The sequence below is a fragment of the Neisseria bergeri genome (genome assembly GCA_003044455.1).
GTDB lineage: Bacteria > Pseudomonadota > Gammaproteobacteria > Burkholderiales > Neisseriaceae > Neisseria > Neisseria bergeri.
The window spans coordinates 13,178-39,843 of the sequence record POWY01000015.1 but is presented as its reverse complement, the minus strand read 5'-3'; the positions used below and the strand labels follow the sequence as shown (position 1 = coordinate 39,843).

Sequence of the window (26,666 nt, the reverse complement as noted above, 5' to 3'; positions counted from 1 at the left end):
ATGCCGACAAAGGCTACGACAGTAAGGAAAACCGGCAACATCTGAAAGAGCATCAGTTGTTAGACGGCATTATGCGCAAAGCCTGCCGCAACCGTCCGCTGACGGAAGTGCAAACCAAACGCAACCGATATTTGTCGAAGACCCGTTATGTGGTCGAACAAAGCTTCGGTACGCTGCACCGTAAGTTCCGCTATGCCCGGGCAGCCTATTTTGGTCTGCTCAAAGTGAGTGCGCAAAGCCATCTGAAGGCGATGTGTTTGAACCTGTTGAAAGCCGCCAACAGGCTAATGGTTTCGGGCAGCCATCGGGCGTTGTAGCCGTAGCTGGTGGTGTAACCGGCGGGGTCGGTGATGCTGATGAGGTTGCCGCGTCCGTCGTAATCGTAGGCGGTAATCCTGCCTGCGGGGTCGTTGACGGCAACCGGCAGGTTGAGGGTTTCGTGGTAGTCGATTTGGGTGCTGCCGCCGTCCGGCGCGGTGATGGCGATGACGTTGCCTTCGGTATCGTAGAGATAGCGGGTTTCGCGTCCGAGCGGGTCGCGTTCTACGGTAATGCGGCCGTAGTCGTCGCGTTCGCTGTCGCTGCGTTGTCCGTCAGCATCGATGCGGTAGACGAGTTCGCGGTTTTCGTCGAAACCGTACACTTCCGGCCGCCCCAGTGCGTCGGTAACGACGGTATGGTCTTTGCGGTAATCGAACGTCCATTCTTCGCCGAGGTTGTTGCTGCTTTTGAGCACTTTGCCGTCGGTGTCGTAACGGTCGTATTCGTAGCGGGACACCGGTCCGTCGGGCTGGTTGTGTTCGACCATGATGTGGTTGCGGTAGGCGAAACCGCGCAGTTTTTTGCCGTCGCGTCCGTAAACGGTAGTGAGAAGTTGAATTGTTAAAGAACGAGAAAGGCCGTCTGAAAAGGTTTAGGATAGTGTTTTCAGACGGCATGGTGTTATTTTTGTTAGATTTGCTAAATAATAAATATTTTTAAAATTGGTTATTCAAAATTTTTTAAATTTCCTCTAGTTTTTCTTTCATCAAGTTTTCTAGCCAGTCTTCAAATTTTTCAAATTCAGTATTCTCTTCCCACTCTTCAGGAGGAATATCAGGAAAGAAAACACCAAAATTTTCATTTTCTTTTGTAAGAAGGAAACCAGCTTGCTCGCCAGTTCTTGGAATGGAAATTGTAATTAAGATATTAGGGAATAAATTACAATCAGTTCCTTCAAAAACTTGTTGTGACCAATCATAAAGTTCGTTAGGAGCTAAAAAATCGAATCCAGGTAGTAACTCATCTTGAAACAAAGTACAAGATCCTACTGTTAGAAGAAATTCTCTATATATATTAGGGAATTTGACTTTATATTTTTTTTCAAAATCATTTATCTCATTTAAAGAAACATCATATCTTTTTTTAAAAATAAAATTTGATTTTCCATAATTAATTAAGTTTCCATTACTAGATTTGATTAAATCTTGTATATCCACAAGAATTTTTTTGAAATTATCCATAAATTAATATCCTTCATTCAATTTTATATCTATTATCTAGGAACAATCTGATTAATTATTCCTGTTGGGGTGCTATATGGCAAATGTGTTCGTAGGGCAGACCCAGTACCGTGTATAGTTCCAGTATGAGGGTGTTTCACAGGAGTTAGATTCCACCATGTATTTGAACCACCATTTTTAAGTGGAATTATATGATGAGGAGTAGCTCCTGCAGGCCATGTATGCCCTGTTTCACGTTCCCACTCTCGTATTAAGCTTTTTTCTCTTCGAGAAAAGTCTTTACGCATCATGCGATTTTGTTGGACGCTTCTTTGTTTTGCACTAGGTAGTTTATCCTTAATCAAACATTTTTGTCTTTGGCTAACAGGAACAAGTGACCACTTATCAACATCATCCATAATGTCATCATATGGAATAATTCTTCTAGGCTTCTTATTCCGTTTTTTCTTCAAACCCAATGGATCAAACCAAGCATTTGTATTGGAAGCAAAACTATACAAATTGCTCCCACCTAATAGTAAGATAGGATCCTGATTCACAAACCGCCCCGCCTCAGGCTCGTAATAACGCATCAGGTTGTAATGCAGCCCGGTCTCTTCATCGTAATACTGGTTCTGCAATCTGAACGGCTGATGCGCGTTTTTGTAAACCCGCTCATCCTTTTTCAGACGGCCCCAGGCGGTGTATTCGCCGTACCATAACAGATTGCCGTGGATATCGGTCATCTCGCGCGGCATGCCGATTTGGTCGTTGTGGAAATAGGCGGGGTATTGTTTGCCGTCTTTGGCGTTGTCAAAGACTTGCGCCAGCGGTTCGTAGCTGTCTTGGTCGGTGTAGAGATAGGTGTAGCTGCCTTTGTAGGTGTACTCCTGCAACAGGCGGCTGCCGTCCCAGACGAAGTGGGTGCGTTTGGGGTCGGTGCTCGTCCGGGCGAGTTTGTCTTGGCGTTCTTTGGAAAGGCGGCGTCCGAACGGGTCGTAGGCGTATTCCCAGATCTCGGTATTGCCGGCGGGCTTTTTGATTTCGGCGCGGACGAGCTGGTTTTCTAAATCGTATTGGTAATATTGGTTTTCGCCATTGGGCAGTTGGCGGTAGATCAGGTTGTTAAAGAACAAATGGTTCAGACGACCTCAAAGAAGATAGTGAGGTCGTCTGAAAAACAGAAATCGTGTGCGTGCGTACCGCACACACCCTACGTCGGGACTGAAGGTTTTGTGCGGGCTACGGCTTGCTACTTTAACTAAGCATCTTTCAATAAATCTTGTGGCTTTAATACAGTTTCCCCTGAAATGTGTTTTTTTAATAGTTTTACAAGCTGAGTGTAGGTTTTTTTGTAAAAATCATTTTTTGTTTTTTGTAAAAATTTTTCATATTTTCCAATAATGAAAGAAATTTGTTCTTTATCAAACGAATTAATTTCATTATTGAGCATAATAGAAAATTCCCAAAATGACTCATTAGCAGGAGGTAGATCTAAAAGAGAGACTGCATAATCAAACCAATCAGGCTCTTTTTTTAATAATTCACGATAAGATCCTATTAAATCTAGGGCTATACGTCGCCGAATTTTTTTGCTCTCATGATTCCTAAACTTATTCAAATAATTAAAACATAAAAGTTTACACTTTTCTTGAGTGGATAAAAAACCAAATTCGCCTAATGCACGCAAACAATGCCATAAAACTTTTTCATCATCTGCATACTTGTTACTAAAATTAATCAGCAATTTTAAGCAGTCTACATTCTCTGTAAATTCAGATGGCATGCGATGATAGCAGGCTATTTTAGACATTGTATCAGCTGTATCCAATGGCGTAGAGTCTGTATTTTCATCATTTAAAAATGCGGTCAGATAGTCCAACAACTTCTGGAATTGCTTAGGCTTTCCCAATTCTCTGCTGATATATTTCATAGTATTGCCTCTCGATTATTTACAGTTCTGCTTGGGACATTTCCCGAGTTTCTTTTTAACCCTGTTTTTTTCAGATCGGGTTAGTGAAGTTGCATTTTTCATTCTGTCGCTTATTTGTTCTTTTGTTAACAACGTTCTTCCATCCTTGTCTTTATTATTGACAAATTTATCTTCGTGATAACTATGATAGTAGCCTTCAACTATCCTGCGCTTTTTGTTCAGCATATCTCTATTTCCATCTTTCCAGTCATGCAACAAACCCGAACCTTCCGTATCTCGCGCAGCTCGATAGTTTTTTAGGCCTTCAATGTATCGGGCATCATCAAAATCTTTGCAGTCAGCGGCATGTTCCATTATTCGTTCGAAGACTTTACGTTCCGTAATCCCACGATAAACTAATTTACCATTTTTATAGAGTTCGTAATAACCATATAAACCTAATGGATCGACCCAGGCTAGAGCATTAGGTGCAAACCCATACAAATGCTCCCCTCCTGCCAACCCAATCGGGTCCTGATTCACAAACCGCCCTGTCTCCGCCTCGTAATAGCGCATCAGGTTGTAATGCAGTCCCGTCTCGCTGTCGAAGTACTGATTCTGAAGTCTGAACGGCTGATGCGCGTTCCGATAGACGCGTTCATCTTTTTTCAGACGGCCCCAGGCGGTGTATTCGCCGTACCATAAGAGATTGCCGTGGATGTCGGTCATCTCCCTCGGTATGCCGATTTGGTCGTTGTGGAAATAGGCTAGGGTCAAATCGCCGTAGCCGTCGTAGCAATTTGGCAGAGGTCGTCTGAAAGTTGGTTTTCAGACAACTTCTATGTTAACTGCTAATAAGATTGTTAAAAAGCAAATACTTCAGACGACCTCAAAGAAGATAGTGAGGTCGTCTGAAAAACAGAAACCGTGTGCATACCGCATACACCCTACGTCAGGATTGAAGATTTTGTGCGAGCTACGGCTTGCTAAATATAGATTTTAAAATTCAATGTAATCATCATTATCCATGTAATAATTTAGAGCATCAATAAATTGATCTTTTGTAAAATTTGGATACCGTTCATCTAAGTCATCGTAAACATCCATAAATACATCCCCACTACATAAAATATCTAATCCATTTTCATTTACAAAATCAGGAAAAACTTCTTTTCCATCCATTATTTTTGGACTATTATCCAAATAACAAACCGTCTCTAAATCAAGAATACTCTCATTTTCATCAGAAGAAAAATATATGTATGGAAATTTGGCAAATTTATCAGTATCATCATCATTGAATAATCTAGCACAATCAATAACTTCTGATATACTAATTTTTCTTCTATAAAATTTATCTAAATTCATTTTTTGTTCCTTCTATGATTAAATTAACATTTACCTAATGGTTTACCAGTGCGACCGTTTAATTTTCCTCGCCGACCTGGTCTACCACCTCCCCATATACCTCTTCCACCTTTTCTTTGTGGGTGATATAGACCATGATTTCTTCTATGGTCATTATAATCAACCAGTACCAACCTTTTTGTATCCTCATGATGATGCCACGTTAGTCCCTGTTTATTTTTACCTTTTCCCCAATTGGGACTTGAACTCATATCTCCAGATTTCATCCATTCTTTTAATTCAGGATAACGATTAAGCATATCCCGTTTAAATGATGGGTTAGATTCCATTTTTTTAATAAATGCCTTATTTGCATCATTAAATTGCACAGCATCACTTGAATATCTAATTCCTGAATCTAACTTATGGTCAAAGAAAATATGGTATTTCCCATTATTAGGTCGATTAGCTAATCCTAACGGGTCAACCCAAACATTTGCATTAGGTGCAAACGAATAAAGATTCTCCCCGCCAAACAACCCAATCGGGTCCTGATTCACAAACCGCCCTGTCTCTGCCTCGTAATACCTCATCAGGTTGTAATGCAGCTCGGTCTCTTCATCGAAGTATTGGTAAAGATATTTAGCCAGACTACGTTCTTACTTAAATTTCAAAAGATTCCTGCTCAACCAAATCTACATAATTAGGATCCTCTTCTTTTTGGGGTGCTCCTACCCAGCCACCTTTTTCCTTTACATAGGCTGATTTCCTATAAGAAAATTTTTGGATAATTCTAGAAATATCTTTATCTAAAGCTTCTTTTGTACTCCAGGTATTTGAGCATTCTCCACAACCAAAAAAATCCTCATTATCACCAGTAATATGCGCAACCCAACCAGTACAATGTTGCGTTGGACACCTAATAACAAAATCCTCTACTGGTATTTTTGATTTTAAATAAGAATCTTCGGTATAAGCCGTACTGTTATGGCATACAGGACACTCTACCATAACAACTTTTAATCCTGTTTTCATCATTTGATTAACAAAATCTTTATCATTCTGAGTTAATTCAGACTTATTACCACAGTATGCACAAACTATAAACATTATTTCCTCCTAATTTAAACCATATGGGTTATTACCGGGCTCATACCAATGCAACATCTTATTATATTTTTTATGATAATCAGTCTTCATTAATATAAGATTAGAATATCTATTGTTTCCACCACGGAAAAGAGGTTTTTTATGGTGAACAACAAAACCATCTGGCACTTTACCTTTCTTCATTTTTTCGATGTCATCATCAGTACATCCAAAGGTCGTTTTAGTAGCCTCTGGTGTTCTTGCTAGTTTTTTGAGATAACGCTCCCTCACTCCTCCTGATCTATCAAATCTCGCTCTTAATTGTACAACCTCCGCTACACTTCTAACCCTATATCTATTTTTAGCCAACCCCCAAGGATCTATCCAGCCTTGTATATTAGGCGCAAACTGATACAAATTATCCCCACCCAGCAACCCAATCGGGTCCTGATTCACAAACCGCCCCACCTCAGGTTCGTAATACCGCATCAGGTTGTAATGCAACCCGGTCTCTTCATCGAAGTATTGGTTTTGCAGTCTGAACGGCTGATGCGCGTTCCGATAGACGCGTTCATCTTTTTTCAGACAGCCCCAGGCGGTGTATTCGCCGTACCATAAGAGATTGCCGTGGATGTCGGTCATCTCGCGCGGGATGCCGATTTGGTCGTTGTGGAAATAGGCGGGGTATTGTGCTTCGTCTTGGTTGTTCTGGAAGATTTGCGCCAGCGGTTCGTAGCTGTCTTGGTCGGTGTAGAGATAGGTGTAGCTGCCTTTGTAGGTGTACTCCTGAAGTAATCGCGTTCCGTCCCAGACGAAGTGGGTGCGTTTGGGGTCGGTGCCGGTCCGGGCGAGTTTGTCTTGGCGTTCTTTGGAAAGGCGTCTTCCGAACGGGTCGTAGGCATATTCCCAGATCTCGGTATTGCCGGCGGGCTTTTTGATTTCGGCGCGGACGAGTTGGTTTTCTAAATCGTATCGGTAATATTGGTTTTCGCCATTGGGCAGCTGGCGGTAGATCAGGTTGTTAAAGAGCAAATATTTCAGACGACCTCAAAGAAAGTTTTGAGATCGTCTGAAAATATCGAATCTTACTTTTTGGCTTTTTTCTTAGGATTTAATTCTTCTTTACGTTGCTTATAAAATTGCCAATATTTTTTGTCTTCCATAGAGAACGGCGTGTAGCGTAGCTCATTATAAGTTAGGTCAAAATATTTATAGGCATTCTCCATATCGCCCAATTCATAATAAACGATTCCTGTCCATATGAACACACCTGCTGCAGGTTCATCTTTTCGTGCCTCAAGTGCAATTAACATCCACTCAAGGGCTTTTTGATAATCGCCTAATTTTTTATAATTTTCTGAAATACCACAGGCGATTGCCGAAGTTGGCTCGACGAATTGAGTTGCTGGTTTGGGTAAAAGTTCCCATGCCTGCTTTAGAATATCAATTCTTTCCTTCGGTGTGGGCGCGTCATTTGAGTTACATACAAAATCATTGATTTTTTTGTTCAATTCATAATTTACTTGATCTAAATACATAATTTATCCTTCTTAGATTAACAACCTTTAGGTAATTTTCCATTTTTAGGCTTGCGGGGTTTCTTATAACGTTCTTTGTTCTTTGTTCTTTGTTCTTTGTTCTTTGTTCTTTGTTCTTTGCTCTTTGCTCCACGGGAACAGTTGCCTGGCACATATTCCAATCGGTAATTATTGGGATCAAGCATCCATTTCCGTACTGCCTGAGACTTGGCTCCATGATAACGACCACAACGATTCCAATAGGAAACAGCATCTTCAGGATTATGTCCCATATGTGCATTCCTTAAAGAGTATTTGTTACCATCTACATCCTTGAACGTTGCAGTATCAGGAATCTGTGAAGAACGTCTAAGTTTACTGATTTGACCTGTAGTACATATTCAATAGAAACTCCCTCAAGTATTATTTTTTCTATTACTAATCCATATCTAACACTTACCATGTTTATTATATTTAGGAATTTATGCAAATTACAGGTTTACTATTCGTATTTTATATACCACCTTTTAGCATCATCTCCTGTAACTGGACTGTAAGGTAAATATCTTTCTGCCTCTTTATCTGAAATTTCTTGATCATTTCCTAACAAATCAATTTTTCTTTTCATGCCACTTGGACCATATTCAAAAAATACATTCTTAATTTCATCAGGTGTAAGCTCAAAATTGTCATAATGACCTAAAACTCTCCATTCACCCTTGTGTATGTGTTTTTTATTATCCAATGTACTATATACATCCAATATGAATATTTTCCCTAGTTGTTTAGCTTCCATTATTTCTTTCGTTGTAACAACATTAGGATTTGTATGTTGTATATCATATATCCTACAAGCAAACCAGCCATCTAATTTAGCAATTAAAATTCCATAACCATATTTCTCCTCAGATTCATTAATTTTAAAACAAAGAATATCTCCCACTTTAATGAACCTTAACATTGTACGTGTTTCTTTATCCCATCCCCATAAATTTACTCTATCCATTGCACTTTCCTTTCAGTTTTTTAAGTAATTTTTTTCGAAACTTCTTAAAATATTTTTGGCGAGATTTTCTACGAGTTTTGCTATTTATATCAAAAGAATTAATTTTATTCTGCCTATTGCTTTGAGAAATTTCTTTTCCTACCTCTCCATGTTTTGTATCGTAATGTTCAATTAAAGCTTGTTCGTACCCTCTTGCTTGACCGTACGTCAAATTACGATGCAAAGGCACCATTCTTGTTAAGCCATCTTTAGTCAAACGTCCTGTATCTTGATGTTCAGCAATCCTTCTCGCTATATCGTTCGTAATACCAATGTAATAAGGCTTATCTGCAATTTTTCCTGTATTTGGGTCAGCATCAAATAATCCGTAAACATGGTAGCCTGGAGTTTTCTCATGAACCAATCCCAATGGGTCTATCCAAATGGCTATATTCGGTGCAAACGTATAGAGATTGTCCCCACCCAACAGCCCAATCGGGTCCTGATTCACAAACCGCCCGGCCTCAGGCTCATAATAACGCATCAGGTTGTAATGCAGCCCGGTCTCTTCATCAAAGTATTGGTTTTGCAGTCTGAACGGTTGATGGACGTTCCGATAGACACGCCCATCCTTTTTCAGACGGCCCCAAGCGGTGTATTCGCCGTACCATAAGAGATTGCCGTGGATGTCGGTCATCTCGCGCGGGATGCCGACTTGGTCGTTGTGGAAATAGGCAAGGTATTGTGCTTCGTCTTGGTTGTTATGGAAGACTTGGGCTAGGGGTTCGTAGCTGTCTTGGTCGGTGTAGAGATAGGTGTAGCTGCCTTTGTAGGTGTACTCCTGAAGCAATCGCGTTCCGTCCCAGACGAAGTGGGTGCGTTTCGGTTCGGTACTCGTCCAAGCAAGTTTGTCTTGGCGTTCTTTGGAAAGGCGTCTTCCGAACGGGTCGTAGGCGTATGTCCAGATCTCGGTATTGCCGGCTGGCTTTTTGATTTCGGCGCGGACGAGTTGGTTTTCTAAATCGTATTGGTAATATTGGTTTTCGCCGTTGGGCAGCTGGCGGTAGATCAGGTTGCCCAGTGCGTCGTAGGTGTATTCGATGCCGTTGTATTCTTTGAGGCGGTTGCCGCCGGTAAGGTTGGGGTTGGCGGGTGATTTCAGACGGCCTTGAGTTTTGGGGTCGTCTGAAATCGGAGCGGTCGTTTTGCCCTCTCCCCAGCCCTCTCCCACGGGAGAGGGAGTAGATGTCGGGATGTCGAGGATGTTGTGGGCGGGGTCGAAGGCGAAGGTTTCGCTGCGGCCGGTTTGGCTGTTGCGGGCTTCCCGAATGCGCCCGATTTTGTCGTAAACGTAATTAAGGACACCGCTTCTTTGGTCGGCGCTTTGGATCAGGTTGCCGGCTTTGTCGTAGGCGAATGAGATTGTTAAAGAACAAATGGTTCAGACGACCTCAAAGAAGATAGTGAGGTCGTCTGAAAAACAGAAACCGCGTGCGTGCCGCACACACCCTACGTCGGGACTGAAGGTTTTGTGCGGGCTACGGCTTGCTATAAATTTTTGTTAATTAGCCCACGTTTTTATATCATCTCTATAAGAATCTATTTTTTCTAGCTCCTGAAAATACTCATCAGAACCATTGCTTCTATTTTTTTTTGCACATAATAATCTAATTAATGAAGATGTTAAATCAATCATATCCATATTTTGATATTCTTTACCCAATAAAAAATTAGATATCTTTCTAAAATCTTCTTTCCCCAAATCAAAAAACGTTAACATCTGTGCTGCAATAGATAAGGTCATCTCTTCATTATCTATGTATTTTTCTACTATTAATTTTACTATTTTATCTTTTGTTTCTCTATTATCATGCCGAAATCTAGATAAAAATTTTAATATTTCAACTTTTACAAATTCATCTACATTTATAGAAAATAGCTCTTCTTCCAAATAATTCAAAAATTCTACAGACGGATTACCATCAAAATTATCGAGAAAATCCATTTTGCCATCATCATCCAATTTTTTATAATGTTCTATACTTTTCATACTTAAATTCCTTTAAATATAATGTTAAAAATATTAAATCAATCTACCTCTTCAATTTTAATTGATACGTAATTTTAGTTGTTTCGTCAGGCATTTTTAATATATCCCTAGCTATTCTATCTGCTTGTCCTCCCAAAATAGAGTTTATACGTTTGTCACCTACCTTCGTTACATCCGTTGGTTTGCCTCCTGTCCTCATATCCGGCTCATGTAGCCATGCCTTACAATCACCAGCAGGTCCTAATGTTTTGACAAAATTACGTCCTTCTTTTTCTACATCTTCGTTGTAAGCCCTAATTCTCGCTTTTAATCCAATTATACCCTCTTCTTGAATAATTTTATTCATAGCCTTTATTTGTCCTCTAATTTGCCTACGCAGTTCTGATATATTAGTCTTTTTATCTGGTTTTATTGTATGACGATAAGTCAAACGAGCAAGCCCCCAATAATCAATCCAAATCTGAGCATTCGGTGCAAACTGATAAAGGTTATCCCCGCCAAACAGCCCAATCGGATCCTGACTGATAAACCTACCGGTTTCAGGTTCGTAATAGCGGAAATAGTTATAGTGGAGTCCTGTTTCAGAATCATAATACTGGTTTTGAAGTCTAAACGGCTGATGCGCGTTTTTGTAAACCCGCTCATCCTTTTTCAGACGGCCCCAGGCGGTGTATTCGCCGTACCATAAGAGATTGCCGTGGATGTCGGTCATCTCGCGCGGGATGCCGACTTGGTCGTTGTGGAAATAGGCAAGGTATTGTGCTTCGTCTTGGTTGTTATGGAAGACTTGGGCTAGGGGTTCGTAGCTGTCTTGGTCGGTGTAGAGATAGGTGTAGCTGCCTTTGTAGGTGTACTCCTGAAGCAATCGCGTTCCGTCCCAGACGAAGTGGGTGCGTTTCGGTTCGGTACTCGTCCAAGCAAGTTTGTCTTGGCGTTCTTTGGAAAGGCGTCTTCCGAACGGGTCGTAGGCGTATGTCCAGATCTCGGTATTGCCGGCTGGCTTTTTGATTTCGGCGCGGACGAGTTGGTTTTCTAAATCGTATTGGTAATATTGGTTTTCGCCGTTGGGCAGCTGGCGGTAGATCAGGTTGCCCAGTGCGTCGTAGGTGTATTCGATGCCGTTGTATTCTTTGAGGCGGTTGCCGCCGGTAAGGTTGGGGTTGGCGGGTGATTTCAGACGGCCTTGAGTTTTGGGGTCGTCTGAAATCGGAGCGGTCGTTTTGCCCTCTCCCCAGCCCTCTCCCACGGGAGAGGGAGTAGATGTCGGGATGTCGAGGATGTTGTGGGCGGGGTCGAAGGCGAAGGTTTCGCTGCGGCCGGTTTGGCTGTTGCGGGCTTCCCGAATGCGTCCGATTTTGTCGTAAACGTAATGAAGGACGCCGCTTCTTTGGTCGGCACTTTGGATCAGGTTGCCGGCTTTGTCGTAGGCGTAGCGGCGGTTGACGGCTCCGCCGGCCAACGGGTTTTGTTTGCCGTGATGCGTTTGTGTGCCGCTCCGGACGGTACGCTGGCTTTTCAGACGGCCCATGGGGTCATAGTCGTACAGGCTGCTGATGCCGCCCTGCGTCCTTTGGATTTCGCGGTGCAGTTTGTCGCGTTCGATATCGGTGATGACTTCGCCGTCTAGGCTGATTTGGTGCAGGTGTCCGCTGCCGTAGTACAGGTAATCGATATGGCGGCCGTCGGGCAGGATGGTGCGGGTGCGGTTGCCCAACGGGTCGTACCGGTAGCCTACGGTGGCGCTTTGACCGTTGTGGATGGTGGTTTCGCCGATGAGGCGGTCGAGTTCGTCGTAGGCGAGTTCGACGCTGCTGTGTCGGTTGCGGGCTTTGGTCAGGTTGCCGGTAATGGGGTCGTAGTCGAAACGGGTGCGGCTGATGCCTTCGTCTTTGCTTTGTCCGTTGCGGCCGGAGACTTTGCGGCTCTGTTTTTCGATCAGTTGGCCGAGGTTGTTGCGTTTGAACCGGTGGATGTGCCAAGTCTCGGGTCGGTCTTTCAGACGGCCTTGGCTAGTGCTTTGGCCGTATTCGGTCTGTTGGACCAGTTGTCCGGCGGCATCGTAGCCGTAGGCGGTGATTTTGCCGTCCCAGCCGGTTTCTTGGATCAGGTTGTCGGTCGGGTCGTAATCGAGACGGTAGGTTTCGCCGTTTTCGTTGGTGAGGACGGTCAGACGGCGGGCTTTGTCGTAGGCGTAGGCGAAGGTATGGCCCAGCGCGTTGGTGCGTTTGAGCGGCAGTCCGTCCACTGCGAGTTCGTAGGCGGTTTTGGCGCCGAGTCCGTCGATGTGGGCGGTCAGACGGTTGAGGCGGTCGTATTCGAAGGTTTCGTGACTGCCGTCGGGGTAGTCGGTACGGACGGAGTTGCCCGCTGCGTCGTAGTGGTGGCGGGTGGTATGGCCCAGCGCATCGGTAACGGTTTCGAGATCGCCGTATTCGGTGTAACCGAAGCGGGTGGTTTCGCCGGTACAGTCGGTAAAGCAGACGAGTTGGTCGAGGGTGTCGTAGTGTAGGCGTCGGGTTTTGCCTAAGGCGTCGGTAATGGTTTCGGGCAGCCATCGGGCGTTGTAGCCGTAGCTGGTGGTGTAACCGGCGGGATCGGTGATGCCGACGAGGTTGCCGCGTCCGTCGTAATCGTAGGCGGTAATCCTGCCTGCAGGATCGTTGACGGCAACCGGCAAGTTGAGGGTTTCGTGGTAGTCGATTTGGGTGCTGCCGCCGTCCGGCGCGGTGATGGCGATGACGTTGCCTTCGGTATCGTAGAGATAGCGGGTTTCGCGTCCGAGCGGGTCGCGTTCTACGGTAATGCGGCCGTAGTCGTCGCGTTCGCTGTCGCTGCGTTGTCCGTCAGCATCGATGCGGTAGACGAGTTCGCGGTTTTCGTCGAAACCGTACACTTCCGGCCGCCCCAGTGCGTCGGTAACGACGGTATGGTCTTTGCGGTAATCGAACGTCCATTCTTCGCCGAGGTTGTTGCTGCTTTTGAGCACTTTGCCGTCGGTGTCGTAACGGTCGTATTCGTAGCGGGACACCGGTCCGTCGGGCTGGTTGTGTTCGACCATGATGTGGTTGCGGTAGGCGAAACCGCGCAGTTTTTTGCCGTCGCGTCCGTAAACGGCGGTCAAATCGCCGTAGCCGTCATAGTCGTAACGTACCAGTTCCTTACCGTTGAAGGTGACGGAGGTGAGGCGGTTGACGTAGAAACGCTCGTCTTCGGAAACGAAGACGTCCCGTTCTCCGGCCGGGTCGAAGTCGGGATCGTTGTCGTGCAGACGGATGGAGGAGAATACGGGTTGGAAGTGTCGGCCGCTGCCGTCGTAAATGCTATGCGGCAGTCCGTTGTCGTCGTAGCAGAGGCGGATATGGCGACCGTTACGGTCGAGCTGGGCGACCAGTTGGAAAATGCCGCAGCCGGAATCGACTTCGGCGAACAGCAGCCGTGCGCCGCCGTCGGGGGAGGCGATTTGGTAGAGGTCGTCTGAAATCTGTGAAAAGAAGATTTGTTCGTAAGGATCAAAATAGGCGTCATCTAGACCGTAGGGATCTTCTTCGGCAGAAGCAGGTCGCGGTGCAGCCTCTTCTTCATATAAATCGTCTTCATCGTCGTCGGCTGCGGAATAAGGCCCTTCTGCTTCGTCGCTGATATCCGGCAACGAAATTTCCCTGCCCTGCTCATCAATATAGAGGAAACCGTCGGCAGTGCGGACAAGACGCATGGAGAACGGCAGCGACCAACCCTGTCCCAGCCAGCCGTTGCCTATTTGGTCGGAATAGTAGCTGCGCTGCCAAACAAGTGGAAGCGGGGAATCGAAGGCAAAGTCGGTATCGGTATCGTCAAATAGGACTTTGATACCGAGCACTGCGTTTACAGGATTACCGATAGCTGCGGCCACCTTACAAGGAATACAGTGACCATGACCCGAGGTAACCACCCCACCATCAAAACCCATACCCATACCACCGCTGAAACCGCTGACCATTTTACGGGAAGGGGGCTTGGGACCCGGCTGACCGGGTATCATGGACGCAAGGGAAACCAGTTCGGATATGGCATCAACTGTATCAGCTGCGGCAGAATCAGACGCAACTATGGAAAGGGCAGCGGAAGCAACATCGGCAACCATCTCTATCACATCCACCGGGCCGGCTGCATTGGTCAGCGGCTCAGGTGGATTGGCAGAGCCTTGAGACACCATTGCCGGTGCAGCTGGTTTAGGAATGAGAACACCGAAAGTGTTACCGAAAGAGGCCATGCACTTACTCTCTCCGTCGAGATTCTTTTATTTTTTGTTTTTGAAATGAAAAACTGGAATATTTGAGAAACTTGAGAAACTAAGTCAAAATAATTATGACTGTTTTAGAATGGCATTGCAACGAAATTATAACAAATAAGAAACTGTAAACACAGTGTGTCTTAAGACTTTAAGAATAAAAATAACGTTTTGTAAATACAATAATATCATAAAATGCCTACTTCACCTATTTTTTGATAGGTAAAAAATATCAATGCATAAATCAAATGTATGGTAAAGTATTCGCAAAGCAGGCATATTGTATATGTCTGAGATAAGATTATAATCAATAACTTAAGTAACTTTGTTTTTGTTAATCTTATTTTAAGTGGTTATTATTTATGCGGCAAATAGAAACCTACTTTTTCGGAAAGCTAAATCAATCTCGTGATTTTATTGTTTCTGAAAATCTCCAAGCTAACGATAAAAATTTTTGGGATGGATGGTTTGATCGTTGCGCCAACCAAGATAAGTTAATTCCATTTACCCGAAAGGTGCTTTTTGCATCCCGCATTTGGCTGTTTGGTATTAAACAGCCTGATAGCATTGCCTATATTGGTATAACCGCCCTTAGCTCAGATCAAACCGGTCGACAATATCCTTTTGTATTATTTCAAAAGCTTTACACCCTTTCCGAACGGTTAAACTCTTTTAATTTTTTTTACAAAAATGTAGATTTTTTAGCCAAACATTAATCAACGGTAAATATTTTATAACAAATTGCTTAGGTACGCTTCATAAGCCTGACCATCCATTATCCGAGTCTTTCCTTAATTTTTTATCTAAATCAGATAATATCGGCAGCTTTTGGATAGAATGTGAAAGTGGTAACCATATAGAAAGAGACGGGGAACCGACATGTTCTCTGTTCAATAAAATATTTGGATTATAAGTAGATGAGTACATTTCCCCTATGGGCTGAACCAATTTCCGCAGACATCCCTGAAGGAGTAAATATTGAATACGATAGCCGCTTTTTAGAGCTTCAAAGCGCTGCCGAAGGAAAACCGGAACGTCAATATGGTGACACCATCATCCCTGCGGAAGAACCTGATTGGGCTACAGTAGAGAAGCTATGCAATCAACTGCTGGCTGAATCAAAAGACCTCCATGTTTTAGCCTATTACACACAGGCTCTTACCGCGAAACACGGGCTGGTTGGCTTTTGCGCCGGCTGCGAAGCCATCAAAACCAATGTGGATTTATATTGGAAATCCCTATATCCCAAACTCGAAGATGAGGACGGCGAATCCGACCCGTTTTATCGAATCAATGCATTAAGTGCGTTCACGACACTTGATGGCATCGCCAAAGAAGTATTTTCAGCTAAATTATTAGTAAACGGACTGACCCAACAGCCTATTACCGTTAAAGAAGCAGTTTCTGTCTTGCAAGGCAATGACCCTCAAAGTTATCCGGGCGGCAAAGAACGTTTGATGCTCGATATCAGGGTAAGTGCCGATACCGGCAAACCGGAATTGATTGCCTTAATCCAGGCATTAGACCATCTGAAAGATATTCAAAACACTTTCTCGACCCAGCTGCAAGACGAATACTCACTCAATTTTGAAGTGATTCAAAAACCGCTTACCCTGATCCACAAAGCCATCAATTACAACGATGGAAGTACCCCGCAGCTGCAATATGCTGAACAAACGGAACAACCCGCTGAAACGCCCGTTTCAACCGTTGCTCAAGAGCAATCGACCCTTCAAGAAGCGGATGCATGGCGTCGTCTGAATATCAAAAATCGGGCTGATGTCGATTTGGCTTTGGAAAAAATCTGCATTTACTTTGAAACGCTGGAACCCAGCCACCCTGCCCCACTATTTATCCGTAGGGTACAGCGACAAATGAATATGAACTTCTACGACATCATGAAAGATATTAGTCCTGAAAGCATTGCCAATCTGGAAGTTTTGATCGGCAAGCCGGACGAAGAAACTGGAACTTCCAACGAATAAGGTAGTCTACCCGCAATAGTGAAGTTCGTTTAAATAAACAACTTTTATCATTTAAAGGTCATTGAATATGTCACGAAACAAATCATCCGGACAAAAATTTATTGCCCGCAACCGGGCTCCTCGCGTACAGATTGAGTACGATGTAGAACTTTACGGCTCTGAGAAAAAAATTGAGCTTCCATTCGTTATGGGTGTGATGGCAGATTTGGTCGGCAAACCTGTGGAGCCACTGCCCGAATTGGCCGAACGCAAATTTTTGGAAATTGACGTAGATAATTTCGATGAGCGTATGAAAGCCCTCAAACCTCGTGTGGCATTTAATGTAAAAAATACGCTTACCGGTGAAGGCAATCTGAATGTAGAGCTTGAATTGGAAAGCATGGATGATTTCTCTCCGGCAGCAATCGCCAAAAAAGTAGGTCCTTTAAATGAACTCCTACAAGCGCGCACAGAGCTTGCCAACCTGCTTTCATATATGGATGGTAAGAGCGGTGCTGAAGAATTAATCGGAAAAGTCTTGGGAGACAGCGAGCTGCTGAAAAGCCTTGCAGCTGCGCCTAAAGCGGCTTCCAAAGACGAGCAGTAATTTCAGATGAAATCAATAAAGTGAGCGTGAATCATGACTGAAAAGCAATTAGATATCCAAGGGGATAGTGGCACAAAAAACGTATTCGCCGCGAATGAATTTGAACAGCTACTGCAAAAAGAATTCAAACCCAAAACCGAAGAAGCTAAAAGTGCCGTAAACAATGCTGTGGCAACTCTTGCCCAACAGGCCTTGCAAAATGCCATTACTATTTCAGACGACACTTATCAAACTATCGAAGCAATTATTGCCGAGCTCGACAGAAAACTCTCCGAACAGATCAATCTGATTCTACATCATGAAGATTTCCAAAAACTGGAAGGCGAATGGCGCGGCCTGCATCATTTGGTTACAAATACTGAAACTGATAATTTGTTGAAAATCAAGGTATTGCTAATTTCCAAAAAAGAAGTTGCCCGCAACTTAAAACGCTTCAAAGGCACTGCTTGGGATCAAAGCCCCCTATTCAAACGCATTTATGAAGAAGAATATGGTCAATTTGGTGGCGAACCTTTTGGCTGTTTGATTGGCGACTACTATTTTGACCACTCTGCACCCGATGTAGAAATGCTCAATAGTCTTGAAAAAATTGCTGCCGCCGCACACTGCCCATTTATTGCCGGCGCATCGCCCAAATTAATGCAGATGGAGTCTTGGCAGGAATTAGCCAATCCTCGTGATTTAAGCAAAATTTTCCAAAATGCCGAGTATGCCCCATGGCGAAGCCTGCGTGATTCCGAAGATTCGCGCTACATCGGCTTGGCCCTGCCACGTTTCTTGTCCCGCCTGCCTTACGGCGCCACAACGAATCCTGTTGATGAGTTCGATTTCGAAGAAGAAACTGAAGGCGCGGATCACAACAAATACACATGGGCCAATGCCGCTTATGCAATGGCGGTAAATATTAACCGTTCATTTAAATATTATGGTTGGTGTACCTCTATCCGTGGCGTGGAATCCGGCGGTATCGTTGAAAACCTTCCCTGCCACACATTCCCGACGGATGACGGCGGCGTGGATATGAAATGTCCAACCGAAATCGCCATCAGCGACCGCCGAGAGGCCGAATTGGCAGCATTGGGATTCATGCCTTTGATTCACCGTAAAAATACCGACTTGGCTGCGTTTATTGGTGCTCAATCGCTGCATAAACCGTCTAAATATTATGATCCGGATGCTACCGCTAACGCCCGCTTGTCTGCGCGTCTGCCTTACCTGTTTGCGTGCTGCCGTTTCGCCCACTATCTGAAATGTATCGTACGCGACAAGGTCGGCTCATTCCGCGAGCGTGAAGACATGGAACGTTGGTTAAACGAATGGATTATGAATTATGTAGATGGAGACCCAATTAACTCCACTCAAGAAACAAAAGCCCGTAAACCGTTGGCCGCTGCTGAAGTGGTTGTGGAAGAAGTTGAAGACAATCCCGGATATTACACTTCCAAATTCTTCCTGCGTCCGCACTACCAACTCGAAGGCCTTACCGTTTCATTGCGCTTGGTTTCCAAACTGCCTTCGGCTAAACAGGAATAGTCGGGTTTGGTTTATTTAGGTGGGCATGCTCATGCCCTGTTGTTAAATCCCTTAATTTTTTAACCTGTTAACAAGGAGAGTAAAAACATGGCTATTGATATGTTCATGAAAGTTGAAGGTGTTAACGGCGAATCAAAAGATTCCAACCACAAAGACTGGACCAACATCGAAAGTTTTGACTGGGGTGCCGAGCAACCCGGTTCGATGACCAGCGGTGGTGGCGGTGGTGCCGGTAAAGTCAATTTCAATGACTTGACCGTAGTTGCCGCTATTGACAAAGCCGCTCCGACCATTCTGAAAAACTGTGCTACCGGCCAACACTTGAGCAAAGTAGAAATTTCCGTATGCAAAGCCGGTGGCGAGCAGATCGAATATTCGCGCACCACTTTGGAAGATGTCTTGGTAACCGGCGTGAAATTCATCGGCGTACAAGACAACGATGCGCTGAAAATGCGTTATTCATTCCAAGCTGCCAAAGTGAAAAACCAATATTGGGAACAAACCGATAAAGGTTCTAAAGGCGCTGAAGTTCAAATGGCCTTCAACATCAAAGAAAACAAATCCGCATAACCACTATGCGCATTTAACTGCAGAAGCCCGGCTTAAAAGGCGTTTTAAGTCAGGCTTTATTTACAATAAATTTACTTTTCAGACGACCTCTGTCTTCCTGAAAAGTTAATCGGGTTTCAACTATTACACACTTTATACAAACAAATAAGGAGTTGCTGAGATGGATTTGAAAACTAAATTAACGGACATGATTGAGCTTGTACGTTCAAATCCTGACAATCAGGAACATCGTTTGGCATTGATTCAATATCTCTGTCTGAGTGCCAAATGGGAACAGGCCCTAAAGCAAATCGGGCAATACCAAAAACTTTTTCCCGATACTCAGAAGCCACTGATGCTCTACCTTATTGAAAACATTTCTGCCGAAATGCGTCGCCAGGCAGTTTTAGAAACACAGCAAAAACCCAAAACTCTGGAACAACACGCCAGCAAACTCGATATTCTTCAAAAACAACTCTCTTTAGTTGCCCATGTTGCGGAGAAAAAAAGCTCTGCCCTTACTGCCGACTACGAAGCCTTATCCGACTGTGTCGACGGTACGCCGGCGCACATCACTTATCTTCTGGCAGATAAATCGGTTGCCGAAACCGACAGCAACTGGATTATGGACGGCGACGTACGTACTGCTTTTGTTTATGAATTCTTCTATCAAGGCCACTACTATTGGCAAACTTGGGATTCTATTGAAAGTATAGCTTTCAAAGCACCAAGCTCGTTGCTCGACATCATCTGGAGGTCGTCTGAAATCAAATTTACCGACGGCGAATGCATCCAATGTACCAGCCCTGCCCGCTATGCCGTTTTGCCGGACGCAGAAACCGAATGGTCGGATATGTTGATGAATTGTTCACAAACAGACTGGATAGAAGTAGCCGAACAGCTCTTTACAGGCATGGGTCAAAAAACCCTGTATACCGACAGCCATGATTTTGGTCTCTTGGATATTCGCAATATTAAATTCGGACAAAAGCGTTAAACCTTATCCATCCTCCGACTACCGCAATCAATCATGTCGCAATTCAGAAACCAACTGCTGCCTTCTTTGTTTGACAGACTGACAGATGAAGAGCCGCGCAAAAAAAAAGAGGCACGCTCCGATCAGGTCATCAATCTTGACCAATATCGGCAGGCTGTTCTGCGCGATATTCTTTACTTACTGAATACATGCAATATGCAAGCGGAAAGCATGGAGAAAGATTTGCCTATTAATGTACGCTCTTCCACACTCAATTACGGCATTCCGCCACTGTCGGGAGTGAATTTCTCCGACATCGAATGGCAGGACGTAGAACAAAACATTAAACAAGCCATCATCAATTTCGAACCACGTCTCGAAAGCAAAACTCTGCAAGTTATCGTGAATACCGTAGATGATGATGACGATGCTTTACACAACAAACTCATTATTGAAATCAAAGGTTACCTGAAACTCAATCCTTATCCCAAAGAGTTCCTGTTGCGAACCAGTATGGATGTTGAGACAGGATTGTTTGACTTGTTAGATGGGGGAAATAGGTCTTGAATAATAGATTATTGTCTTACTACAATAAAGAACTGACCTTCCTGAAGGAAATGGGTAGGGAATTTGCACAGCAATACCCCAAAATCGCCTCCCGCTTGGCACTGGATACAACCGATATCCCCGACCCTTATGTTGAAAGGCTATTGGAAGGCGTAAGCTTTCTCACTGCCCGCACCCAACTCAAGCTGGATGCGGAATATCCCCGTTTCGTACAAAGAATCTTAGAAGTCGTTTACCCTGACTTCATCAATCAGAAACCGGCGGCAGCGATTGTCAATTTGGAACCTACCGGTCAATACAACGCCGACGTGATCAATCTACTGGAACGTGGCAGAGTATTGCGCTCATTACCCATCGACGAATTCAAGGTAAGTTGCCCGTTTTCCGTAACCAAAACCACTGAAATCCTACCTTTACGCATAGAAAAAGCCAAATATACCGATTCGCTCGGCTATTTACCAAGTACGCTTTCCGCGCTCAAGGCATCTGCCGGGAAAAAAGTGCAATCTGCCTTGCGTTTGGACTTCTCACTCAGCGTACCTGGCGCATGTTCGGAAATGTTGCCGGATGAATTGTCTGTGTTTTTAGGTACGGAACTTTCTAAGTCATCTGTACTGCTGTTTTTACTGGCCTCCGAATGCGTAGGCGTCGTTTGCCACAGTTATGAGAACCCCAAACAATGGTATTACCCGTTGTCCTCCAAACCGGAACATCGGGGATTTCGGGAAGATGAAGCCTTATCGTTTAACTTGGACAAATCCGTCAGTGCATTCAGGATTATGCAGGAATACGCGCGTCTGCCGGAAAAATTCCTGTTTATTGCTCAAAAAGATATCAAACAGGCTGTCCGTCAGGCTGAGAATGACGGACATTTACCCAAAGTACCCGAACATTTGGAAGAAATCGTAAACGATAAGGGCGTCAATAAAAAAATCATTACTTACCGCAAACGCTATTTCAGCCTTTCATTTTTATTCAGCAACAAAATACCTGAATTGACAGAACTGATCGGCGTAGAGGATTTTTCCGTCAATGCGGTGCCTGTGGTAAACCTTTTCAGAAAAAAAAGCTCCCGCTTCCCTGTAAACATCCAAGACCAGGAACACCACGTCATCATCGACCGTACACAACCTTTAAATTATGAAATATACGCCATCGAACAAGTAAAAGGTTTTGACACCAACAACCGTCAAACCGTTGCATTTTCGCCGATGTACAAAGCGCCGGATATGGGGCTCTTCCCCGAAGCACAAACTCAGCATGCTTATTTTTCAGCACGGCGTGCAAACAGAGTCCCATCGGAAAATTCTGTCAAAAATGGCTTCCGTTCTTCCTACTTGGGCAGCGAAGTGTTTTTGTCTCTTGCCGACAATCGGGATTACGCTTTCAATTCCGGCATACAGCATCTTTCCGTAGATGCCTGGTGTACCAGCAGGGATTTACCGCTGATGATGCCGCGCGACGGAGAGTCCGATTTCCTGATTGAAGGTTTCCTGCCGGTTAACTCTATTAAGCTGATTTCTAAGTTAACACGTCCTCAAGCGGCTGTGAGTGAGGATCGAACGCTTTGGTCGTTTTTAAACCAATTAAGCTTGAACTATCTGTCATTATTAAATATTGATCAGGAAGATGCGCCCGTCACCTTAAAAGAGCTTTTAATGGTGTTTGTTTCTTCTGAAAATGATTTGCTGAAAAAACAGATTGAGTCGATTACATATGTTGAGACCTCCACCGTGAACAAGGTGGTCCGTCATTACGGAGTTGCAGCGCCTGTTCGAGGCATCAAAATCACGGTTACACTGGATGAAGCGCAATTGGGCGGTATCCATCCTTTCCTGTTCGGCTCGATTTTGAACCATTACTTCCAACGTTTGGTGTCGATTAACTCATTCATACAGCTTCAAATTGACACGCTCCAACAAGGACATATGGCTACTTGGCCGACTGCTGTTGGAGAGAGGGTAATCGTATGAGTCCGGTTAACGCTCAAACAGATTTTGGCGACGCATTGGACGATACATGGGATGAAAAACTGACGGGCTTTTTAAACAAAGTTGCCTCCCAGCCCTATAAATATGATTATTTTTCACTCTTGCGCCAGCTTGAGTCCGTCAAATTTGTTACCGGCGGGAAATTATTAGGCAAAGCCGTCAGCCCGAAAATGGAAAAAATAAGGATTCGCCAAGAGCCATCTCTTATTTTTGCTCCCCGCAACATCCAATCGGTTGCCTTATCTCCGCGTTATGTGGAAATTTCCATCAATGGATTCGGTTTGTTTGGCCCATCCGGCCCCCTGCCCCTGCATTTGACCGAATATGCCTATGAGCGTCAACACCAACACGGCGACCGGACATGGACCGGTTTTGCCAATATGTTGCAACACCGTCTGGCTGTCTTATTCTATCGGGCATGGGCCAACGCTCAAAGCATTACTTCTTTAGACAAAAATGCTGAAGACCGTTTTGGGAAATATATCGCCAGCTTTAACGGGCTGGATACACCGGACATACATAACAAAGGCTTAATCCACGAATTTGCCAAGCGTTATTTTGCCGGCCTGCTGATGAAGCAAAGCCGTTCGGCAGCCAATCTTCAGCAATTACTCAACCGTTATTTCAAAGTCCCCGTTACCATTCAAACCAATGTCGGGTATTGGGTTGAGGTTGCGGAAGAAAAAACGCAAATCGGCATCATGGGTAACTATACGCTGGGAGATGGCCTGCTGCTGGGCGACAAGCTTTACGATGTTCAAAGCAAATTCCGCATTATTATCGGTCCGCTTACCCTACCTGCTTACCGATCATTCTTCAAAGACGGTATCAATACCGCCCGCCTACGGGAGTGGGTAAGGCTGTTTGCCGCAGATGAATATGAATGGGAAATACAGCCTGTTTTAATGCAAAAAGAAGTACCGCTCATGGACTTAGGCGGACAAACACAACTCGGCTTAACAACTTGGCTGGGGAATGTTTCCCGTGATGCCGAAGACTTGATCGTCAGCAACCATTAAACAGCTTTTTCAGACGACCCCTTTGTCGGGAAAAGCTTCTTTCAAACTATTTTTAGGCATACTTGGAATAACTTAATTAAGGACACATCATGTCAAACATCAGCCGCAGCGTATTATTTGGCAAGTTGAATACCACCTTGTATAAAACTCTGGAAAATGCCTACACCTTCTGCCGTCTTCGTGAAAACAGCTACGTTGAGTTGGTTCACTGGCTTCATTCTCTGCTGCAAACCGAAAAAACCGATATCTTCTGCCTGATCAACAGTTTTAATTTAGACGAAGCCAGAGTCCGAAAAGATGTATTGACAGCGGTTGAAAAACTTCCTGCAGGTTCTACTGCCGTTATCGATTTTTCCGAACATATCCAAACCCTTGTCGAACAAACTTGGACATACAGCTCGCTCAAATTCGGTACCGACAAAATCCGTACTGCTCATATTTTCTACACCATGCTTGAAAATAAGACGTTGCAGAGTATTGTAGCCAATATTTCATCCGAGTTCCTCAAAATCAAACCTGAAACATTGGCGAACAATATCATCGCTATTACTGCAAACTCTGAAGAAAATCTTGAAGTTACCCAAAATGCCTTATCTTCTGAGCCTAACGCTACCCACAAAGAAAGTGCCTTGGCCAAATACGGCAGCAATCTCACTGAAAAAGCCAAAAATGGCGAAATAGATCCCTTAACAGGTCGCAATTCCGAAATCAGGCAAATGATTGACATCCTGATGCGCCGCCGTCAAAACAATCCGATTCTGACAGGCGAAGCCGGAGTCGGTAAGACAGCCGTCGTCGAAGCACTGGCATTGCGTTTGGCGGCCGGAGATGTTCCCCCGGGATTGAAAGACGTTCAATTAATTTTGCTGGATATCGGTTTGCTTAAAGCCGGTGCCAGCGTCAGCGGAGAATTTGAATCACGACTCAGAGCGGTTATGGACGAAGTGGAATCCAGTCCGACCCCCATTGTGCTCTTTATCGACGAAATCCATACCTTGATTGGTGCAGGCGGTACAGTCGGTACGGGCGATGCAGCCAACCTGCTCAAACCTGCGCTCGCCCGAGGCAAACTGCGTACCATCGGCGCGACAACATGGGCAGAGTACAAAAAATACTTTGAGAAAGACCCTGCCCTGACCCGCCGTTTCCAAGTGGTGCAAGTGGATGAGCCCGACGAAAACAAAGCCATCAACATGCTTAGAGCATTAAACGCTTCTTTGGAAAAACACCATAACGTGATTATTCTCGATGAAGCAATTCAGGCAGCCGTAAAACTTTCCCATCGCTACATCCCTGCACGCCAACTTCCCGATAAAGCTGTCGGTTTGATTGATACCGCTTGCGCACGTGTTGCTGTCAGCCAGCATGCTGTTCCCGGCAGTATTGAATTTTTGCGGAAGAAATCCGAGGCATTAAAACTTGAACAAGCAAATTTGGAACGTGAGAAAAAACTCAGTTTCGATTCTGAAACACGGATAACCAATATCGGTAAAGAACTGATTGAAGTTGAAGGCCGTCTGAAAAAATTAGAAGACAGATGGAAATCTGAAACAGACTTGGTTACCGAACTATTAGATGTACGCGAACAAATCATGCAAGCGGAAGAAGGAACGGCTGAGAAAGAAGCCAAGCAGCTGTACACCCGCCAAAAAGAGTTGGTTAACAAACTGAAAAAACTGCAAGGCATCCAACCGCTGGTTATGCCTTTAGTGGATAGCCGTACCGTTGCCGACGTTGTAGCTGACTGGACAGGTATTCCGGTTGGCAAAATGATGAAAGATGAAGTTGAGGCTGTCTTGCAACTTGCTGATACTTTAAACAAACGCATCATTGGTCAGCGTCACGGTTTGGATGCAATCGCCCGTCGTATCCAAACATCACGTGCGAATCTGGATAACCCCAACAAACCTATCGGCGTTTTCATGTTGGCAGGTCCTTCCGGCGTGGGCAAAACCGAAACGGCATTGGCTTTGGCTGATACATTGTACGGCGGTAAACAAAACGTAATTACCATCAATATGAGTGAATATCAGGAAGCTCATACCGTATCCACCCTGAAAGGCGCGCCTCCGGGCTATGTCGGTTATGGTGAAGGTGGCGTACTGACCGAAGCCGTACGACGCAAACCTTATAGCGTTATCTTGCTTGATGAAGTAGAGAAAGCACATCCGGATGTGCACGAAATCTTCTTCCAAGTATTTGACAAAGGCTGGATGGAAGACGGTGAAGGTCGTTATATCGATTTCAAAAACACCATCATTATCCTGACTACCAATGTAGGGACGGATTTGATTATGGATATGTGTAACGACCCTGAAATGCTGCCTAGTCCGGAAGGCTTAACCAAAGCCTTGCGTGCCCCCATGCTGAAAACTTTCCCTGCCGCGCTATTAGGCCGTATGCAGGTGATTCCTTACTATCCGCTATCTGACGATATGCTCTCAAAAATTGTGGAATTGCAATTAGGCCGTATCGTAGATCGAATTAAAAATAACCACGGTATCGACCTGCACTACACGCCTGAAGTGCTAAAACTGATTACTTCGCGCTGCACAGAAGTTGAGTCAGGTGGCCGTATGATTGATGCAATCTTGACCAACACGGTTCTACCGCAAATCAGTCGTGAACTGCTTACCTCTGCAACTCAAGGCAAACAAATTTTAAGCGTAAATATTGATGCAAATAATCATGACTTTACTTATCAATATAAATATAAACTTCGCAAGAAAAATGCTTTATAATTTTAGATAATATTAAAAAAATTTAGTATTTCTAATCAATTATAACAAACCTATTTATTTCCCTAGTAGTC

At 44.4% G+C, this 26,666-nt stretch carries 24 protein-coding genes and 3 pseudogenes; 11 read left to right on the top strand and 16 right to left on the bottom strand.

Going from position 1 to position 26,666, the window contains the following annotated elements; genetic code table 11:
- On the top strand, positions 1-317 hold a 317-nt coding region (locus tag DBY86_RS11245; RefSeq protein ID WP_159068588.1), incomplete at its 5' end, for a transposase.
- On the opposite strand, the gene DBY86_RS11240 is transcribed toward DBY86_RS11245, so the two are convergent.
- From DBY86_RS11240 to DBY86_RS11170, 16 genes and pseudogenes are all read right to left on the bottom strand, one after another.
- The gene (locus DBY86_RS11240; protein ID WP_234403440.1) at positions 206-808 is read right to left on the bottom strand and encodes an RHS repeat domain-containing protein; all 603 of its coding nucleotides are present in this window, start codon (positions 806-808) and stop codon (positions 206-208) included. The two genes, DBY86_RS11245 and DBY86_RS11240, sit on opposite strands and share 112 nt — an antisense overlap.
- A 193-nt stretch (positions 809-1,001) precedes the next feature.
- Positions 1,002-1,502, bottom strand: coding sequence for an SMI1/KNR4 family protein (locus DBY86_RS11235; RefSeq protein ID WP_107820025.1), 501 nt, complete (start codon positions 1,500-1,502; stop codon positions 1,002-1,004).
- A 32-nt stretch (positions 1,503-1,534) separates the two neighbouring features.
- Positions 1,535-2,617, bottom strand: coding sequence for an RHS repeat-associated core domain-containing protein (locus DBY86_RS13780; RefSeq protein WP_234403439.1), 1,083 nt, complete (start codon positions 2,615-2,617; stop codon positions 1,535-1,537).
- 125 nt (positions 2,618-2,742) lie between these two features.
- A complete protein-coding gene (locus tag DBY86_RS11225) occupies positions 2,743-3,414 on the bottom strand; it encodes a hypothetical protein (RefSeq protein ID WP_107820024.1) in 672 nt (223 codons plus the stop codon).
- 432 nt (positions 3,415-3,846) lie between these two features.
- Positions 3,847-4,164 (bottom strand): annotated as a pseudogene (locus tag DBY86_RS11220) (RHS repeat-associated core domain-containing protein); the annotation flags it as partial.
- A 228-nt stretch (positions 4,165-4,392) separates the two neighbouring features.
- The gene (locus DBY86_RS11215) at positions 4,393-4,761 is read right to left on the bottom strand and encodes a DUF7716 domain-containing protein (RefSeq protein ID WP_107820023.1); all 369 of its coding nucleotides are present in this window, start codon (positions 4,759-4,761) and stop codon (positions 4,393-4,395) included.
- Positions 4,762-4,784: 23 nt separating this feature from the next.
- Positions 4,785-5,060 carry an HNH endonuclease gene (locus tag DBY86_RS13775; RefSeq protein WP_465119553.1) on the bottom strand — a complete coding sequence of 92 codons (276 nt, stop codon included), beginning with the start codon at positions 5,058-5,060 and terminating at the stop codon, positions 4,785-4,787.
- Between the two features lie 147 nt (positions 5,061-5,207).
- Positions 5,208-5,372: pseudogene (locus tag DBY86_RS13425) on the bottom strand (RHS repeat-associated core domain-containing protein); the annotation flags it as partial.
- 31 nt (positions 5,373-5,403) lie between these two features.
- On the bottom strand, positions 5,404-5,850 hold the full coding sequence (locus DBY86_RS11205) for a hypothetical protein (protein ID WP_107820022.1): 447 nt from the start codon (positions 5,848-5,850) through the stop codon (positions 5,404-5,406).
- A gap of 342 nt (positions 5,851-6,192) precedes the next feature.
- Positions 6,193-6,864 (bottom strand): annotated as a pseudogene (locus tag DBY86_RS11200) (RHS repeat domain-containing protein); the annotation flags it as partial.
- A 50-nt stretch (positions 6,865-6,914) separates the two neighbouring features.
- On the bottom strand, positions 6,915-7,367 hold the full coding sequence (locus DBY86_RS11195) for a tetratricopeptide repeat protein (RefSeq protein WP_107820021.1): 453 nt from the start codon (positions 7,365-7,367) through the stop codon (positions 6,915-6,917).
- A gap of 17 nt (positions 7,368-7,384) precedes the next feature.
- Positions 7,385-7,702 carry a GH-E family nuclease gene (locus DBY86_RS11190; protein ID WP_301001449.1) on the bottom strand — a complete coding sequence of 106 codons (318 nt, stop codon included), beginning with the start codon at positions 7,700-7,702 and terminating at the stop codon, positions 7,385-7,387.
- Positions 7,703-7,848: 146 nt separating this feature from the next.
- Positions 7,849-8,352: an Imm26 family immunity protein gene (locus DBY86_RS11185; RefSeq protein ID WP_107820019.1), complete on the bottom strand. Its 504-nt coding sequence runs from the start codon at positions 8,350-8,352 to the stop codon at positions 7,849-7,851.
- On the bottom strand, positions 8,345-9,769 hold the full coding sequence (locus tag DBY86_RS11180) for an RHS repeat domain-containing protein (RefSeq protein ID WP_465119552.1): 1,425 nt from the start codon (positions 9,767-9,769) through the stop codon (positions 8,345-8,347). The genes DBY86_RS11185 and DBY86_RS11180 overlap by 8 nt, the downstream gene beginning before the upstream one ends.
- A gap of 123 nt (positions 9,770-9,892) precedes the next feature.
- Positions 9,893-10,381, bottom strand: a complete 489-nt coding sequence (locus DBY86_RS11175) for a hypothetical protein (RefSeq protein WP_107820018.1) — start codon at positions 10,379-10,381, stop codon at positions 9,893-9,895.
- 43 nt (positions 10,382-10,424) lie between these two features.
- A complete protein-coding gene (locus DBY86_RS11170) occupies positions 10,425-14,630 on the bottom strand; it encodes a DUF6531 domain-containing protein (protein ID WP_107820017.1) in 4,206 nt (1,401 codons plus the stop codon).
- A 380-nt stretch (positions 14,631-15,010) separates the two neighbouring features.
- Between DBY86_RS11170 and tagF the strand changes: the two genes are divergently transcribed.
- The 10 genes from tagF to tssH all read left to right on the top strand — a co-directional run bounded on the left by tagF (position 15,011) and on the right by tssH (position 26,595).
- Positions 15,011-15,364, top strand: a complete 354-nt coding sequence (gene tagF / locus DBY86_RS13770; protein ID WP_234403437.1) for a type VI secretion system-associated protein TagF — start codon at positions 15,011-15,013, stop codon at positions 15,362-15,364.
- A 201-nt stretch (positions 15,365-15,565) separates the two neighbouring features.
- The gene (gene tssA, locus DBY86_RS11160) at positions 15,566-16,633 is read left to right on the top strand and encodes a type VI secretion system protein TssA (RefSeq protein WP_107820016.1); all 1,068 of its coding nucleotides are present in this window, start codon (positions 15,566-15,568) and stop codon (positions 16,631-16,633) included.
- A gap of 67 nt (positions 16,634-16,700) precedes the next feature.
- Positions 16,701-17,219: a type VI secretion system contractile sheath small subunit gene (gene tssB, locus DBY86_RS11155; protein WP_003743370.1), complete on the top strand. Its 519-nt coding sequence runs from the start codon at positions 16,701-16,703 to the stop codon at positions 17,217-17,219.
- A gap of 33 nt (positions 17,220-17,252) precedes the next feature.
- On the top strand, positions 17,253-18,752 hold the full coding sequence (tssC, locus tag DBY86_RS11150; RefSeq protein ID WP_107820015.1) for a type VI secretion system contractile sheath large subunit: 1,500 nt from the start codon (positions 17,253-17,255) through the stop codon (positions 18,750-18,752).
- A gap of 87 nt (positions 18,753-18,839) precedes the next feature.
- Positions 18,840-19,322: an Hcp family type VI secretion system effector gene (locus DBY86_RS11145; protein WP_003761730.1), complete on the top strand. Its 483-nt coding sequence runs from the start codon at positions 18,840-18,842 to the stop codon at positions 19,320-19,322.
- Between the two features lie 160 nt (positions 19,323-19,482).
- Positions 19,483-20,298: a type VI secretion system accessory protein TagJ gene (locus tag DBY86_RS11140; RefSeq protein WP_107820014.1), complete on the top strand. Its 816-nt coding sequence runs from the start codon at positions 19,483-19,485 to the stop codon at positions 20,296-20,298.
- Positions 20,299-20,331: 33 nt separating this feature from the next.
- Positions 20,332-20,844, top strand: a complete 513-nt coding sequence (tssE, locus tag DBY86_RS11135; protein WP_107820013.1) for a type VI secretion system baseplate subunit TssE — start codon at positions 20,332-20,334, stop codon at positions 20,842-20,844.
- The gene (locus DBY86_RS11130) at positions 20,841-22,817 is read left to right on the top strand and encodes a type VI secretion system baseplate subunit TssF (protein ID WP_107820012.1); all 1,977 of its coding nucleotides are present in this window, start codon (positions 20,841-20,843) and stop codon (positions 22,815-22,817) included. The genes tssE and DBY86_RS11130 overlap by 4 nt, the downstream gene beginning before the upstream one ends.
- Positions 22,814-23,854 (top strand): type VI secretion system baseplate subunit TssG, encoded by a 1,041-nt coding sequence (gene tssG, locus DBY86_RS11125; protein ID WP_107820011.1) that lies wholly within the window; start codon positions 22,814-22,816, stop codon positions 23,852-23,854. The genes DBY86_RS11130 and tssG overlap by 4 nt, the downstream gene beginning before the upstream one ends.
- 89 nt (positions 23,855-23,943) lie before the next feature.
- Positions 23,944-26,595, top strand: coding sequence for a type VI secretion system ATPase TssH (tssH, locus tag DBY86_RS11120; protein WP_107820010.1), 2,652 nt, complete (start codon positions 23,944-23,946; stop codon positions 26,593-26,595).
- Positions 26,596-26,666 lie beyond the last annotated feature (71 nt).

Bases quoted from the DNA above. Each gene is read 5' to 3' on its own strand.
- DBY86_RS11145 (WP_003761730.1), top strand. From the start codon at position 18,840: ATGGCTATTGATATGTTCATGAAAGTTGAAGGTGTTAACGGCGAATCA.
- tssC (WP_107820015.1), top strand. From the start codon at position 17,253: ATGACTGAAAAGCAATTAGATATCCAAGGGGATAGTGGCACAAAAAAC.
- tagF (WP_234403437.1), top strand. From the start codon at position 15,011: ATGCGGCAAATAGAAACCTACTTTTTCGGAAAGCTAAATCAATCTCGT.
- DBY86_RS11175 (WP_107820018.1), bottom strand. From the start codon at position 10,381: ATGAAAAGTATAGAACATTATAAAAAATTGGATGATGATGGCAAAATG.
- DBY86_RS11205 (WP_107820022.1), bottom strand. From the start codon at position 5,850: ATGTTTATAGTTTGTGCATACTGTGGTAATAAGTCTGAATTAACTCAG.
- DBY86_RS11235 (WP_107820025.1), bottom strand. From the start codon at position 1,502: ATGGATAATTTCAAAAAAATTCTTGTGGATATACAAGATTTAATCAAA.
- tssH (WP_107820010.1), top strand. From the start codon at position 23,944: ATGTCAAACATCAGCCGCAGCGTATTATTTGGCAAGTTGAATACCACC.
- DBY86_RS11240 (WP_234403440.1), bottom strand. From the start codon at position 808: ATGGTCGAACACAACCAGCCCGACGGACCGGTGTCCCGCTACGAATAC.
- DBY86_RS13775 (WP_465119553.1), bottom strand. From the start codon at position 5,060: ATGCTTAATCGTTATCCTGAATTAAAAGAATGGATGAAATCTGGAGAT.
- tssB (WP_003743370.1), top strand. From the start codon at position 16,701: ATGTCACGAAACAAATCATCCGGACAAAAATTTATTGCCCGCAACCGG.
- DBY86_RS11185 (WP_107820019.1), bottom strand. From the start codon at position 8,352: ATGGATAGAGTAAATTTATGGGGATGGGATAAAGAAACACGTACAATG.
- DBY86_RS11215 (WP_107820023.1), bottom strand. From the start codon at position 4,761: ATGAATTTAGATAAATTTTATAGAAGAAAAATTAGTATATCAGAAGTT.
- DBY86_RS11140 (WP_107820014.1), top strand. From the start codon at position 19,483: ATGGATTTGAAAACTAAATTAACGGACATGATTGAGCTTGTACGTTCA.
- DBY86_RS11225 (WP_107820024.1), bottom strand. From the start codon at position 3,414: ATGAAATATATCAGCAGAGAATTGGGAAAGCCTAAGCAATTCCAGAAG.
- tssA (WP_107820016.1), top strand. From the start codon at position 15,566: ATGAGTACATTTCCCCTATGGGCTGAACCAATTTCCGCAGACATCCCT.
- tssE (WP_107820013.1), top strand. From the start codon at position 20,332: ATGTCGCAATTCAGAAACCAACTGCTGCCTTCTTTGTTTGACAGACTG.
- tssG (WP_107820011.1), top strand. From the start codon at position 22,814: ATGAGTCCGGTTAACGCTCAAACAGATTTTGGCGACGCATTGGACGAT.
- DBY86_RS11170 (WP_107820017.1), bottom strand. From the start codon at position 14,630: ATGGCCTCTTTCGGTAACACTTTCGGTGTTCTCATTCCTAAACCAGCT.
- DBY86_RS11195 (WP_107820021.1), bottom strand. From the start codon at position 7,367: ATGTATTTAGATCAAGTAAATTATGAATTGAACAAAAAAATCAATGAT.